This is a genomic window from Amycolatopsis kentuckyensis, from assembly GCF_002155975.1.
In the GTDB taxonomy this organism is placed as follows: Bacteria; Actinomycetota; Actinomycetes; order Mycobacteriales; family Pseudonocardiaceae; genus Amycolatopsis; species Amycolatopsis kentuckyensis.
This window is the reverse complement of record NZ_MUMI01000436.1, coordinates 1-13,964: the sequence shown is the minus strand read 5'-3', so window position 1 is coordinate 13,964 and position 13,964 is coordinate 1. Positions and strand designations below refer to the sequence as shown.

11 protein-coding genes and 1 pseudogene are annotated in these 13,964 nt (G+C 73.0%); 7 read left to right on the top strand and 5 right to left on the bottom strand.

Translation table 11 applies throughout. The annotated features are described in order from the left end of the window. Positions 1 to 47: 47 nt before the first annotated feature. Both CCN39_RS35595 and CCN39_RS35590 read right to left on the bottom strand, forming a co-directional pair. Positions 48 to 1,130 (bottom strand): CU044_5270 family protein, encoded by a 1,083-nt coding sequence (locus tag CCN39_RS35595; RefSeq protein ID WP_208630525.1) that lies wholly within the window; start codon positions 1,128 to 1,130, stop codon positions 48 to 50. After that, complete coding sequence (locus CCN39_RS35590; protein ID WP_086849563.1) at positions 1,127 to 1,696, bottom strand: RNA polymerase sigma factor; 570 nt, start codon at positions 1,694 to 1,696, stop codon at positions 1,127 to 1,129. The genes CCN39_RS35595 and CCN39_RS35590 overlap by 4 nt, the downstream gene beginning before the upstream one ends. Positions 1,697 to 1,801: 105 nt before the next feature. Here CCN39_RS35590 and CCN39_RS35585 point away from each other — a divergent pair, with 105 nt between their 5' ends. The 3 genes from CCN39_RS35585 to CCN39_RS35575 all read left to right on the top strand — a co-directional run bounded on the left by CCN39_RS35585 (position 1,802) and on the right by CCN39_RS35575 (position 8,086). Beyond that, positions 1,802 to 2,680 carry a serine hydrolase gene (locus CCN39_RS35585; protein ID WP_086849562.1) on the top strand — a complete coding sequence of 293 codons (879 nt, stop codon included), beginning with the start codon at positions 1,802 to 1,804 and terminating at the stop codon, positions 2,678 to 2,680. An 80-nt stretch (positions 2,681 to 2,760) separates the two neighbouring features. Continuing rightward, the gene (locus CCN39_RS35580; protein ID WP_086849560.1) at positions 2,761 to 3,804 is read left to right on the top strand and encodes a LacI family DNA-binding transcriptional regulator; all 1,044 of its coding nucleotides are present in this window, start codon (positions 2,761 to 2,763) and stop codon (positions 3,802 to 3,804) included. 178 nt (positions 3,805 to 3,982) lie between these two features. Beyond that, on the top strand, positions 3,983 to 8,086 hold the full coding sequence (locus CCN39_RS35575; protein ID WP_086849558.1) for a beta-galactosidase: 4,104 nt from the start codon (positions 3,983 to 3,985) through the stop codon (positions 8,084 to 8,086). Here CCN39_RS35575 and CCN39_RS35570 read toward each other — a convergent pair. Together CCN39_RS35570 and CCN39_RS35565 are read right to left on the bottom strand one after the other, a co-directional pair. Next, positions 8,067 to 8,765: a DUF6008 family protein gene (locus CCN39_RS35570; RefSeq protein ID WP_086849556.1), complete on the bottom strand. Its 699-nt coding sequence runs from the start codon at positions 8,763 to 8,765 to the stop codon at positions 8,067 to 8,069. The genes CCN39_RS35575 and CCN39_RS35570 overlap by 20 nt on opposite strands. 111 nt (positions 8,766 to 8,876) lie before the next feature. Beyond that, a complete protein-coding gene (locus CCN39_RS35565; RefSeq protein ID WP_208630523.1) occupies positions 8,877 to 9,494 on the bottom strand; it encodes a LysE/ArgO family amino acid transporter in 618 nt (205 codons plus the stop codon). A gap of 218 nt (positions 9,495 to 9,712) precedes the next feature. Between CCN39_RS35565 and CCN39_RS35560 the strand changes: the two genes are divergently transcribed. Continuing rightward, positions 9,713 to 10,507 (top strand): SDR family NAD(P)-dependent oxidoreductase, encoded by a 795-nt coding sequence (locus CCN39_RS35560; RefSeq protein ID WP_086849553.1) that lies wholly within the window; start codon positions 9,713 to 9,715, stop codon positions 10,505 to 10,507. On the opposite strand, the gene CCN39_RS35555 is transcribed toward CCN39_RS35560, so the two are convergent. Further along, positions 10,494 to 11,960 carry a cellulose binding domain-containing protein gene (locus CCN39_RS35555; RefSeq protein ID WP_086849551.1) on the bottom strand — a complete coding sequence of 489 codons (1,467 nt, stop codon included), beginning with the start codon at positions 11,958 to 11,960 and terminating at the stop codon, positions 10,494 to 10,496. The two genes, CCN39_RS35560 and CCN39_RS35555, sit on opposite strands and share 14 nt — an antisense overlap. Positions 11,961 to 12,190: 230 nt before the next feature. Here CCN39_RS35555 and CCN39_RS35550 point away from each other — a divergent pair, with 230 nt between their 5' ends. From CCN39_RS35550 to CCN39_RS35540, 3 genes and pseudogenes are all read left to right on the top strand, one after another. Further along, positions 12,191 to 12,445 carry a hypothetical protein gene (locus tag CCN39_RS35550; RefSeq protein ID WP_086849549.1) on the top strand — a complete coding sequence of 85 codons (255 nt, stop codon included), beginning with the start codon at positions 12,191 to 12,193 and terminating at the stop codon, positions 12,443 to 12,445. Between the two features lie 208 nt (positions 12,446 to 12,653). Beyond that, on the top strand, positions 12,654 to 13,577 hold the full coding sequence (locus tag CCN39_RS35545) for a D-alanyl-D-alanine carboxypeptidase family protein (RefSeq protein ID WP_086849546.1): 924 nt from the start codon (positions 12,654 to 12,656) through the stop codon (positions 13,575 to 13,577). Further along, positions 13,574 to 13,964 (top strand): annotated as a pseudogene (locus CCN39_RS35540) (hypothetical protein); the annotation flags it as partial. The gene CCN39_RS35545 and the pseudogene CCN39_RS35540, both read left to right, overlap by 4 nt.

Below are 13,964 nucleotides of genomic sequence, written 5' to 3'. Positions count from 1 at the left end.
GTTCCGAGCGCCCCAAGGCCACCTCGGGGCGCCCGGAACCGCGTTCGCTACTTCGGCGGCACCTCACCCAGCCGCCCGGCCACCGCGGTCGTGATCGCGCTCGCGCCCAGTTCCGTGCCCGGCTGGAGCCATGGCTGCTCGGGCTCCGCGCCGGCGATCGTGCGCTCGCCGATGAACCCGCCGGTCACCGGGTCGATGATCAGCTGCCGGATCTCGTGCCGGTCGGCCAGGCCGAGCGCGATCCCGGTGCGGCCGTCCAGGTTCGTCGAGGCCGCCAGCACCGTGATGCCCGGGATCTTGGCCAGCGCCCGGTACCACTCCGCCCGCAGCGACGCCGGCATCTGGCCCGCGCGGAGGATCTCGATGCCGAAGTGGAACATCGCCGTCGGCGTCGAACCACGGCCCTTCGTCAGCTGCTGCAGCTTCGCGTACAGCGCCGCCGGGTCGCGAGGCAGCGCCGCGTAGAACGCCGGGCTGTCCCAGTCGGTCGCGTCGCCGCACTTCTTGGGCGGCTGGGACTTCGGGAAGAAGTCGCCGCAGGGGCCCTGCCACCGGCCCTGGTCCGTCTTCGTGATCTCCGGCTCCGGGGCCTGCGACTGCGGGACCGAACCGCCGAGGAACTTCCCGGTGCTCAGGATCTTGCGGGTCTCCTGCCAGACGTCGTGCTCGTCCGCCGGGATCCAGCGGTCGACCTCCTGCTCCCACAGGTAGGTGTAGCCGGTGCCGTCGCCGGTCTGGACGCCGCGCCGGACCCACGTGTGCTCGGCGACGTAGCGGAACTGCCCGGGCCCGACGAGCTGGTCGGCCGCGCCGACGGTGAGGTCCGCCGCCCGGGTCAGCACCTGGACCGCCGACATCAGCCGGACGTCCGGGGCGGCCGCCGTCGGGACCGGGGCGACCGGTGGTGCGGCGGCCGGAGCCGTCGGGCGCTGCTGGGCCACGACGACGGCGGCGGTCACCGCGACCACCCCCGCCGCCGCGGCCGCGATCGGCAGCGCGCGCCGGCGCCGGGGGACGGCCGGCTCGGCGTCGAGCTCGGCCAGCAGCCGGGCGCGGGCCGCGGCCAGGTCGGCCGGCGCGGTGCGGGCTTCGCGGTGGAGCAGCTCGAGGGTCTCGTCGAGCTCGTTCATGACTGGTTCTCCTCGGTGGGGACGAGCAGGGCCTGGAGCCGGTGGCGCACGCGGTGCAGGCGCGAGCGCACCGTGCTCGCGGGCACGCCGAGCGCCTCGGCGACTTCGGCCGGTTCGAGACCGGCCCAGGACGTGAGCAGCAGGACGTCGCGGTCCTGTTCGGACAGTGCGGCGAGTCCGGCGGCCAGCACGCGCAGCCGCGCGGCCGCGTCGACCCGGCCGGCGACCGCGGCGTCGTGGTTTTCGGCCGGGCGGTCCTCGACACCCGCCTTCGCGGTCAGCCGGAACCCGCGGACCTCCTGGCGCACGTGGTTGCGCAGGAGGTTGGTGGCGATGCCGTAGAGCCAGCCGCGGATCGGCGCCTTCGCCGGGTCGTAGCTCGCCCGTCTTCGCAGCGCGACGACGAACGTCTCCGCCACGAGGTCGTCGGCGACGTGCACGCCCACCCGGCCCGCGAGGTACCCGCGCAGGGGAGGGGCGTACTCGTCGAAGAGCCGCGCGAAGATCTCCTTCGGATCCCGTGCGGCGAGGTCGGGCCGGTCCAGCCGTTCGACGATTCTGGTCACCCTACTGGTTGTCGCGGCCCGTCGCCCGCGTCCCCGGCCGCCCGTCCGGATGAGACGCACGCCACATTTCGGGAACGGCGAAGCGGTCTGCGGACAAGAGCCGGTATGCGCAGAGGGAACGCGATGCTGCTCGCCGGGACGTGTGCCGGCGCGGTGGTGGCGATGCTGGCGATGGCCGCGGCGGTGCGGCCGCCGGGGCCGGCCGAAGCCGGACCGCTGTCCCCGGTCCCGTCGTCGTCGTCGACGACGAGCGTGGCCACCACGGCGACCGCGGCGCCGCCGAAGACACCCGTGCGGGCCCTGCCCACCGGCGCCGAGCTCGCGGACCTCGTGCCCGGGAAGCTGAGCGTGCTCGTCCACGACCGCGGGACCGGCCGCGACCTCGTCTCCCTCCGGCCGGACGCGACCTACCCCGCCGCGTCGCTGGTCAAGCTGCTCATCGCGCTCGAAGCGCTGCGGCAGGGCGAGCCGGCGGGCGCCGTCGCCGAGATGCTCTCGCGCAGCGACGACGAGATCGCGAGCCGGCTGTGGGCGAAACTGGGCGGCCCCGCGATCGTCACCGGCTGGGCCGCGCGGATCGGCATGACCTCGACCCGCCCGCCCGTCGAGCCCGGCCACTGGGGCAGCACCCTCGTCACCGCCGCCGACATCGCGCGGTTCTACCGGTACCTCCTCGACAGCGCGCCCACCGCGACCCGGCAGATCATCCTGCGGGCCCTCGACAGCGCGGCCCGCCGCGGCGCGGACGGTTCCGAGCAGCTCTTCGGCGTCCCGGCCGCGGTCACCACCACCGACTGGGCGGTGAAACAGGGCTGGTCGTGCTGCGACCCGGGCCGCACCCTGCACACCAGTGGAGTGGTGGCCGACCGCCGGTACGTCGTGGTCGTGCTGACCGCCCAGCCGGCCGCCACGACCTGGGCGAACGGCGCCCAGCGCGTCACCGCGGTCGTGAAAGCGCTCTCTCGTCCGCTCGGGTGGTCCTGACCCGGCGCGGGGCGCCCGGAAAGCGCCGGTTCGGCGGTACCGTCTCGGGGGTGAGGCAGTACGACGTGGAGGGGGCCAGGGTGGTGGACCGGGCGAAGCCGGGGGAGCAGACGAGGACTCCCCTGCCGGGGCCGCGGCAGCCGAGCCTGGCCGACGTCGCCGGCATGGCCGGTGTCTCGCACATGACCGTTTCGCGCGTGGTCAACGAGAGCGGGCCGGTGCGCCCGGAGACCCGCGAGCGGGTCCTCGCCGCCGTGCAGAAGCTCGGCTACCGGCCCAACACGGCCGCGCGGGCACTGGTCACCGGCCGGTCCGGCACGCTCGGCGTGGTCGCGCTCGAGTCCAATCTCTACGGACCGGCGAGCACCCTCTACGGGATCGAGAACGCGGCCCGCGAGGCCGGTTACGGCGTCGCGATCTGCAGCGTGACCCGGCCGGGCCGGACGTCCATCGGCGACGCGGTGGAGAGCCTGCGGCGCCAGGCGGTGGAGGGGATCGTGGTGATCGCCCCGCACGTGACGGCCGGGCGCGCGCTCGAGGCGGCGCCGTCGGACATCCCGCTGGTGGCGGTCGGCGGCGGCGAGTCGGCGCCGGTGCCGGTGATCTCGGTCGACCAGTACGACGGCGCCCGCCGCGTCACCGAGCACCTGCTGTCCCTGGGCCACCGGACGGTCTGGCACCTGGCCGGCCCGGAAGACTGGCTGGAGGCCCGCGACCGCGAGCGCGGCTGGCGCGAAACCCTGGAAGGGCGCGGCCTGCGCGTCCCGGCGGTGGTCCGCGGCGACTGGAGCCCGCGTTCGGGCTACGAAGCCGGCCGGGCGCTGGTCGGCAAGCGCGGGCTCAAGGCGGTGTTCTCGGCCAACGACCAGATGGCGCTGGGCCTGCTGCGCGCGTTCACCGAGGCCGGTATCCGGGTGCCGGAAGACGTGCACGTGGCCGGGTTCGACGACGTGCCGGAAGCGGAGTACTTCACGCCGCCGCTGACGACGGTGCGCCAGGACTTCATCGAGGTCGGCCGCCGCACGTTCGGGCTCCTGGAAGAGCGGATGGCGGGCGGCGACGCCGGGGCCCGGCACCTCGTGCCGGCGGAGCTGGTGATCCGGGAGAGCACCGGCCCGCGCTGACGTCTCGACGCCTTCGGATGCCGGCTGGTCCGGCATCCGAATAGTCCTTTTCCGGCAATCATGTTAGCGCTAACAAGACCACCGCACTGATCCATCTTGGTGTTGTATCTTGACCACTTCTGTGCGGTCGGCAAAGGTTCGTGTTCGATTGTGGTCCCCGCCGCTCAGGAGGCCCCGCATGCGCGCCGCCCACCGTTGCCGGACGCTGTTCAGCATCCTGCTCGCCTTTCTCTTCGCCTTCGCCGGAATCGCCGTCCCGCAGGCGACGGCGGCCGCCCCCGCGGCCCGGCCGGCCCATACCGTCAGCTACGACGGCTATTCCTTCCTGGTCGACGGCGCCCGCACCTACCTGTGGTCGGGCGAGTTCCACTCCTACCGCCTCCCGAGCCCCGACCTGTGGCTCGACATCTTCCAGAAGATGAAGGCGGCCGGCTTCAACGCGACTTCGCTGTACTTCGACTGGGGCTACCACTCGCCGAAGCAGGGCGTCTACGACTTCACCGGCATCCGGGACCTGGACAAGCTCCTGGACATGGCGCAGCAGGCCGGGCTCTACGTCATCGCGCGGCCCGGCCCGTACATCAACGCCGAGGTCGACGGCGGCGGGTTCCCGACCTGGCTGTCCACCACGCCCGGGCACACCCGCAGTGCCGACCCCGTCTACCTGGCCTACTCCGACGAGTGGCAGACGCAGATCGACCGGATCATCGCCCGCCACCAGCTCACGAACGGCACCGGCAGCGTGCTGGCCTACCAGGTGGAAAACGAGTACTACAACGGCAACGCCGACGGCCGCGCCTACATGCAGCACCTGGAGGACAAGGCCCGCGCCGACGGCATCACCGTTCCGCTGGTCGGCAACAACAACGGCACCTTCAACGCCGGTGCGGCCGCCCTCGACGTCGACGCCGCCGACTCCTACCCGCAGGGCTTCGACTGCTCGAACCCGGCGAAGTGGAACGGCGTGCCGGACATCAGCTACGACCACGTCCCCGGCAAGCCGCTGATCACCGCCGAGTTCCAGGGCGGCGCCTTCGACCCGTGGGGCGGGCCGGGCTACGAGAAGTGCGCCCAGCTGATCAACGACCAGTTCGCGAACGTCTTCTACAAGCAGAACATCGCCGTCGGCGCCACCGGCCAGAGCTTCTACATGCTGCACGGCGGCACGTCCTGGGGCTGGAGCGCGATCCCGCAGAACTACACCTCCTACGACTACGGCGCGGCGATCACCGAAGGCCGCCAGTTCGACCCGAAGTACGCCGAAGACAAGCTGATCGGCTACTTCACCCAGTCCGTCGCCCCGCTGACCAAGACCGACGGCCTCGCGGGCGCGCCGCTCACCGACCCGGCGCTCACCGACACCGCCCGGATCAACCCCGACACCCGCACGCAGTTCCACACCCTGCGCCACAGCGACTCGACGTCGACCGCCACGAACACCACCGGCGTCGCGCTCGACCTGGCCGCGCACGCCGGTTACACCTACGACGACCGCGCGGCGGAGGTCGCCTACACCGGAACCTGGAGCCACGTCGGCCCCGAGGTCAACTACACCGGCGGGGACTACCAGCACACCGAGTCGTTCTCGAACGTCACCGGGGACAGCGTGAGCATTCCCTTCACCGGCACCGGGATCCGCTGGGTGACGTCGAAGGACCCCAGCCACGGCGTCGCCGACGTCTACCTCGACGACACGAAGGTGACCTCGGTCGACCTCTACGCGGCGGGCAAGCAGAACCAGATCACCGGCTACGAGGTCCGCGACCTCCCCGCCGGCCCGCACACGCTGAAGATCGCCGTCACCGGGCAGAAGAACGCGAACGCCACCGCGCCGTACGTCGTGGTGGACGCGGTCGACCTGCTGTCCGGCAGCACGGACTACTACCCGGTCGTGCCGCAGCAGCCCGGCACCGGCATCACGCTGAACGGGCGCCAGTCCAAGATCCTCGTCGCCGGCTACGACCTCGGTGCCACCCGGATGCAGTACTCGACGTCGGAGATCATGACGTCCGCCGCCATCGGCAACCGGGACGTCGCGGTGCTCTACGGCGACAAGGGCGGGCCGGGCGAGACCGTCCTGCGGTTCGCGAAGCAGCCGGCGGTCCAGGTTCTCGGTGGCACCGCCACGTCCACTTGGGACGCCGCTCGCGGTGACCTGCGGCTGAACTACACCCACGACGGCCTGACCCGCGTGCTCGTCACCGCGCCCGGCGCGCGACCCCTGCTCCTGCTGCTCGCGGACAAGGCGACGGCGGCGACGTTCTGGCGTCAGGACACCGCCTCCGGCCCGGTGCTGGTCCGCGGCACCCACCTGGTCCGGACCGCGGCCGAGCAGTACGGGACGCTGTCGCTGACCGGTGACACCGGGGCCGACGGCGGGCTCGAGGTCTTCAGCACCGCGAAAGCGCTGCTGTGGAACGGTTCCCGGGTGCCGGTGCAGCCGACGCCGAGCGGCAGCCTCACCGGGAGCGCCCCGACCGCGAAGGCCGTGACCCTGCCCGCGCTGACCGGCTGGAAGCACCAGCAGGAATCCCCGGAGAGCCGGCCGGCCTTCGACGACTCGGCGTGGCCGGTGGCGGACAAGGAGACCACCAACAGCTCGACGGCGCTCGGCACGAAACCCGTCCTCTTCGCCGACGACTACGGCTTCCACACCGGCAACACCTGGTACCGCGGCCACTTCACCGGCGACGGGAAGCAGACCGGGATCACCCTCTCGAGCCAGAGCGGCGGCCCGGCGGGGGCGTTCTCGGCGTGGCTCAACGGGGTCTTCCTCGGCAGCTCGACCAGCCCGCAGCACACCTTCACCTTCCCCGCCGGGGCGCTGCACCAGGGCGACAACGAGATCTCCGTGCTCACCGTGAACATGGGCCACGAGGAGGACTACGGCGCCAGCAACGGCAACAAGGCCGCGCGCGGGCTCACCGCGGCCCGGCTCACCGGCACCCCGCTCACGTCGGTGACCTGGCGGCTGCAGGGCGTCCGCGGCGGCGAAACCGGTCTGGACCAGGTACGCGGGCCGCTCAACACCGGCGGCCTGTACGGGGAGCGCGCGGGCTGGTCGCTGCCCGGGTTCCCGGACCGCGGCTGGGCACCGGCGTCGCTCCCGGCCAAGGACACCACCCCCGGTGTCTCGTGGTACCGCACCACGGCGGAGCTGGATCTGCCGCGCGGCCAGGACACCTCGCTCGGCCTGACCGTCACCGACGACCCGGCGCGGCAGTACCGCGCGCTGATCTTCGTCAACGGCTGGCAGCTCGGCCAGTACGTCAACTACCTCGGGCCGCAGCACAGCTTCCCGATCCCGAACGGCATCCTGAACCCGAACGGCCGCAACACGATCGCCGTCGCGGTCTGGAACCTCGACGGCAGCACCGGCGGCCTCGGCACCATCGCCTGGACGAACTACGGCAGCTACCGCTCGCCCCTGGCCGTCCGGCAGAACGCGTCGCCGGGCTACGACCCCGCGCGGTACGCGATGCCGCCGGCACCCACCGCCGAGGTGGCGCTGACCGCTCCGGACACCGCGTCGGCCGGCCAGTCGTTCACCGCGTCGGCGACCGTGCGGGTGCCCGCGGGCGCACCCCCGGCGTTCGACGTCATGCCGGCGCTGACCGCCCCGCCCGGGTGGACGATCGGCGCCGCGTCGCCGCCTTCGGTGCCGCGGATCGAGGGGGGCAGGTCGGCCACGTTCACCTGGACCGTGACGCCGCCCTCCACTGTGGACACCGCCGCGCTGAAGGTCGCGGTGGCCTACCGGCAGGCGGGCCGCGCGGGGTCGGTGACCGGGGAACGGATCGTGGGGGCCGTTCCTGCGGCACCGCCCGCGGGGGAGGTGGCGGTCAGCTCGCTGCCGTTCCTCACCGCCACGAACGGCTGGGGCCCGGTCGAACGCGACACGAGCAACGGCGAAGCGAGCGCGGGCGACGGCAAGCCGATGACCATCGGCGGGGTGGCCTACGCCAAGGGACTCGGCGCCCACGCGGCGAGCGACGTCCAGCTCTACCTGGCCGGAGCGTGTACGCGGCTGACGGCTTCGGTGGGCGTCGACGGCGAAACCGGTACGGGCGGCAGCGTGAGCTTCAGCGTCTCGGCCGACGGCGTGCCGAAGGTGACGACGCCGGTGGTCCGGGGCGGGCAGGCGGCGGTCCCGATCGACGTCGACGTCACCGGCGCGCAGGTGCTCGACCTGATGGTGTCCGACGGCGGCGACGGCAACGGGCAGGACCACGCGGACTGGGCGGTGCCGACGCTGACCTGCGTCACGCCGCCCGCCCGGTGACCGACGGCAGCGGCCGGAGGACGAAGGTGGCGCGGACCTCCCGCCGTTCGCGCCACAGGTGGTACAGCGCGAGCCCGAAGACGATCGAGCCCAGCACGTTCGCGGTGAAGTGCCACCAGACGCGGTAGGTGGTCAGCCCCGGGCCCGGGTCCACGAGACCGAAGAAGGTGGACAGCCCGATCGCCCGGGGCGCGCCGAAGGCGACCGACAGCGTCAGGACCAGGTGTTCCAGCCCGTGCAGGCCCTGCATCCAGACGCCCGTCTTCGCCCAGCGGCGGGTGCGGGTGCCGGTCGCCCGGTGGGTGATCACCATGACACCCGCCAGGCCGGCCAGGAAGAGGAAGTTCCCGGTCAGGTGCAGCAGTTCCATCCCGAACGTGGGCCGGCCGGGCAGGACCCGCTGGAGGCCACCGGCCAGGCCGGTGCCCCACGGCGTCATCCAGGCCGGGGCGTTCGGGTGGCCCAGCCAGTAGCCGGCCTGGGCGACGTGCTCCTGGACGTGCCCGAGCTGCCCGAGCACGCCGGAGCCGATCACCGCCAGGGCGCCGCGGTACACCCAGGGCCGCACCGGCCCGCGGTTCGCGCGGGCCAGCACGGCCACCGCCGTCCACATGGCCAGTGCCCAGAGCACCAGCAGCACCGCGCCCGCGGTGTCCCACCCCGACATCGGCATCGCCATGGCCGCCTCCCGTGCTCGTTGCCCCGACGCTAGCCGCGGGCCGGGCGGCCGGACGTCTTCCGGCGTGCGCCCGGGAACCGGACAAAGCGTTACAGGGCAACGGTTTCCGGCTCAGGGGAGGACAAGCCGGACGGCGAGTGCGGTGATCACCGCACTGGACACGAGCGCCGTCACCAGCCGGCCGCGGGGGCCGGTCAGGACCCGCCCGAGCAGGGCTCCGCCGCCGGCCAGCGCGGCTTGCCAGCTCGCCGACGCGGCGAACGCGGCGAGCACGAACACCGCCTGGTCGAGCACCGCGACTTCGGCCCCGGCGCGGTCGCCGACCACCAGTGCGGTGAAGTAGACGATCGTGGCCGGGTTGACGAGCGTGATGCCGAGCAGGCTGACGTAGGCGCGGCCGGGGGCGAGCGGCCTCACCGGCCGGGTGGCCGGCGCCCGGTGGGAGCGCACCGCACGCAGGGCGCCGTGGGCGGCGAGCACGATCAGGACGGCCGCCGAGAGCCACCGCAGCGGCCCGGCGACCGGGGCGACGACGCCCGCGATCGCGGCGCCGCCGAGCACGGCGACCAGCGCGTACACCCCGTCGGCCGTCGCGACGCCGAGGGCCGCGGCCAGGCCGGTCCGCAGCGACGTGCGGGCGCTGAGGGCCACCAGGTACGTCCCCACGGCGCCGACCGGGATCGCGATGCCGTAGCCGGCGACCAGGCCGGCGAGCAGCGCCGCGGTCACGGTGCCGGGGCGATCGACCTCCGCGGGCGGCACGGCTGCTGCCGGACCGGCGCGGTGGTCGCGGCGACGGTCGGCAGGAGCGGGGTGCGAGTCGTGGTCATGCGCAGATCGTGACGCCGGCGCGGACCGCGGGCAACCGGATTTTCCAGCCGGTGGGCTCCGGCGAGCTGTGCTTGAATCGCCCCGGGGAGGCACGCGAGCGAGAGAGGGTTTTCACGATGCGGGTCGACCTGAGCGGGAAGACGGCACTGGTCACCGGCTCCACCCAGGGCATCGGCGCGGCGATCGCGGCGGGTCTCGCGGCGGCGGGCGCGCGGGTCGCGATCAACGGCCGCAGCGAAACCGGCGTCCACAAGGCCATCGCCCGGCTGCGCGAGGACCTGCCGGACGCGGACTTCCTGCCGGCTCCGGGCGACGTCTCCGAGGAGGCCGGCGCGGCCCAGGTGGTCGAGGAGGTGCCGGACACCGACATCCTGGTCAACAACCTCGGCATCTTCGGCGCCCGGGAGCCCCTGGACATCACCGACGCCGACTGGCGGCACTACTTCGAGGTCAACGTCCTGGCCGCGGTGCGGCTCACCCGCGCCTACCTGCCGGGCATGACCGACCGCGGCTGGGGCCGGATCCAGTACATCGCCAGCGATTCCGCGATCGTCATCCCGGCCGAGATGATCCACTACGGAGTGTCGAAGACGGCGCTCCTAGGTGTGTCCCGCGGCTTCGCCAAGCACGCGGCCGGGACCGGCGTCACGGTCAACGCCGTGATCGCCGGCCCGACGCACACCGGCGGCGTCGAGGACTTCGTGCACGAGCTCGTCGGCAAGGACCTGCCCTGGGAGGAAGCCCAGCGCGAGTTCATGAAGAAGCACCGGCCGCAGTCGCTGCTGCAGCGCCTGATCGAGCCCGAGGAGATCGCCCACCTGGTGGTGTACCTGAGTTCCCCGTTCGCCTCGGCGACCACGGGCGCGGCGGTCCGGGTCGACGGCGGCTACGTCGACGCTATCCTGCCGTGACGGGGATGTTCGTCAGCCCCGAGCGGGCGTTCGTCACCGTGTTCGACAGGTACACCACGTTCGGGTTCGCCGCGCACTTCGACACCGAGCTGATCCTGATCGCGTAGGCGCCCACGCCGCCGAGGTCGGACTTGTTGCCGCGCCAGGTGTTTCCGCAGCCGTTGTCGAACGGCGGGCTCGTGCTCGGGTTGTGGTTCTCGTAGCCGTTGGCGAACGTGCCGGGCGGGGCGAACGTGCCCGTGTTGCCTTCGATCGTGTAGCCGATGCCCTTGACGTCGATCCAGGAGTCCGCCGAGTTCTGGCCGGTGATGCCGCGGCCGTCGAAGGTGTTGCCGCCGATGTACCCGGCCGTCGTGCCTTCCTTGACGTCGATCGGCTCGGCGGCGACGAACGGGCCGATGTGGTTGTCCAGCACCCGGATCCGGTCGCTGCGGTCGACGCCGCCGGTGTTGCCGTGGCAGGCCCAGTTCGAGTTCGCCGAGCCGAGGTAGACGCCTTCGCCGTAGCCGGGCTGCACCAGGCCGGTGTAGGTGATCGTGGAGTTCTTCAGCACGCTGTCGGCCGACGAACGGCGGAAGTGCACGGCTTCCTCGTCGATGTGGTGCACGGTGACGCCGTCGATGGTGGTGTGCGGCGAGTTGTCCGCGACGATGCCCTTCTTCGACTCCTGCACGGTGAATCCGCGCAGGGTCCAGTGCGGCGCGTTCGCGAGCCAGAAGCCGTAGCCGGAGTCCCAGCCGGCGGTCGGTGCCGGGCAGTCGGGCGCCTCGCCGGACGGGCCGTCGTTGATCAGGACGGCGTTCGCCGGGCCGGACAGCGTGATCGGCTTCGCCGCGGTGCCGGGTTTCGTCGTGACGAACGAGCCGCGGTAGGTGCCGGCGGCGAGCCGGATCGCCTGGCCCGGGACGGCGTTCGCCAGGGCGGCCTGGAGCTGGGCGGCCGTGGCGACGTCGACGGTGTCGCCCGCGGGCGGGGTCGTGGTGGCCGTCGGTGTCGCCGAGGTGGTGGTGGGTGCGGTGGTCACCGGGCTGCCGCCGTCGCACGGGAGGCCGTCGACGGTGCAGCCGGTGGGGAGGCCGGTGCCGGTGACGGTGAAGCCGAAGTTTTCGGTGCCACCGGGCGGGACCGTGCCGTTGAAGCCGGCGTTGGTGAACCGGTAGTGCTGCCCGGCCTGCGTGCGGACGCTGCTCCACGAGTTGGCGACCACCGAGCCCGCGGGCAGGTCGAACTCCACGGACCAGCCGGTGGCGGTGGTGTCGCCGCGGTTGGTGATCGTGTAGCCGCCGCCGTAGCCACTGGTCCAGACCGACGTCCGCGCGAACGCGGCGGAGAGAGCGGCCCCGGCGGCCCGGGCGGGCGGCGGGCCGCCGAGCGCGGCGGTGCCGGCGATGACGGCGGAAATACCGGCGGCGCCGAGGAAAACGGCGCGCCGGGACGAGGGGCGTGGGGACACCGATGGCCTCCGGAATGCGGGACTGCGGAGGTGTTGCGGCGGACACCCGGACGTTCTCTTTATAGGTCACCGCCCCGACATCGGTCAACAGCATGAACAATGGTCACGTATGTGAACGGGTCTGGTCGTAACACTTTCCGGTGACGCGGAGCTGAAGAGGCGTTCGACGGGGAATTCTGCCCGGTGAACCCCTTGGCACACAGGGGAAATCTCGGCGGAAGGAGAGCACGATGAACACCCGGATCGCCTCTTGGGCAACGGCCGCTGCGCTCACGGTTTCCGCGGTGGTCGCCGCGGCCACGCCGGCCTCGGCGGACATGGTGCCGGGCAGCTCGACCCAGTTCTACGCGTACTGCTCGGTGGACCTGCTGGGGGTGCCGGTCGCCTGCGCGCAGACGGACGAGGCGCACTCGTCACACGTCTGCCAGTACGTCGCCACGGCACTCGGCCTGGGTCTGGACTGCATCCAGCGCTCCGCGGCGTGACCCCGCGGGCGCACCGGCCGGCCGGCGTGGGCTGAAGGGACTTTCCCTCTCGCCAGAGGCGAGTCCCCTCGGCGCGCCGGCCGGCTTTGGTACAGGATCGGGACACTTCTGGTTCACACCTGTCGAACATCCCCGACGAACCGGCGATCTTCCCCGGACACAGTGATCGGTGTGCGCACCCAGCGCACCCCGCACCCGGAGGAGACCGATGGCCCGCACCCGCATCCCGCCCGTCGCCGCGGGGATCGTCGCCGCCGTCGCCGTTGCGCTCGCCGCCGCCTGCTGGGTCGTCTTCCCGCCCGAGACCGCCGGCCGCGCCTTCGCCGCCCGTCCGGACGTCGACCTGCCGCTGCCGTGGCCCGCCGGGGGACAGTCGAGCGTCGAAGTCGAGAACCTGGGCTCGCTCGGCAGCCGAGGTGAGCGGCAGCCGGTGCCGATCGCCAGCGTCACGAAGGTCATGACCGCCTACGTGGTGCTCAAGGACCACCCGCTCGGCCCCGACGAGGCCGGCCCGGAGATCACCGTCGACGACCAGGCCGAAGCCGAGTCCACCTCGGCCGAGGAGTCGAGCGCGCCGGTCCGCGCGGGCCGGCGGTTCAGCGAGCGGGACCTGCTCGCCCTGACGCTCGTCCCCTCGGGGAACAACGTCGCCCGGCTGCTCGCCCGGTGGGACGCCGGCAGCCAGGACGCCTTCGTCGCGAAGATGAACCGCGAGGCCGCCGCGCTGGGCATGACCAGCACCACCTACACCGGCGCCAGCGGTGTCGAGGACTCGACCACGAGCACCGCCACCGACCAGCTGCGGCTGGCCCGCGAGGTGATGAAGAACCCGGTGATCCGGGCGATCGCCGCCACCCCCAGCCTGCGGATCGACGGCGTACCGGGCGCGGTCGTCAACACGAACACCCTGCTCGGCCGGGACGGTGTCATCGGACTGAAGACCGGCTCGTCGACCGCCGCCGGGGGCGCCCTGATGTGGGCCGCGCGCGCGAACGACGGTGCCCTCATCCTCGGCGTCGTCCTCCACCAGAACCCGGGCGGCACGCCGGCCGCCGGGCTGCGGGCCGCGCTCGAGAACAGCGGGAAGCTCATCGCCGCGATCCGGCGGGAACTGCCGGCGGCCACCCGATGACCGCGGTCACCGAGCCGATCGCCGTCCCGGGCCGCCGCACCTGGACGTGGCGCCGCGGCCGCGTCACCGCGGCCTTCGCCGTCCTGACCGCGCTGCTGCCGCTCGCGCACCCGCTGGTGCCCAACTGGCCGGGCAACGCCGGCAGCCTGCTGGAGACGGTCCTGCCCTGGACCGGCCTGCTCGTCGTGCCGCTGCTGGTCGCGGCGCTGGTCCGGCGCTCGGCGCTCGCCCTCGTCGTCCTCCTGCTGCCGGCCCTGGTCTGGGGCGGGTGCTTCGGCGGCCGGCTCTTCGACAAGCGCGAAGCCGGCGGGGACCTCACGGTCGTCTCGCACAACGTGAACGACGAAAACCCGGACCCGGCGGGCACCGCGCGCGCCCTGGCCGCCG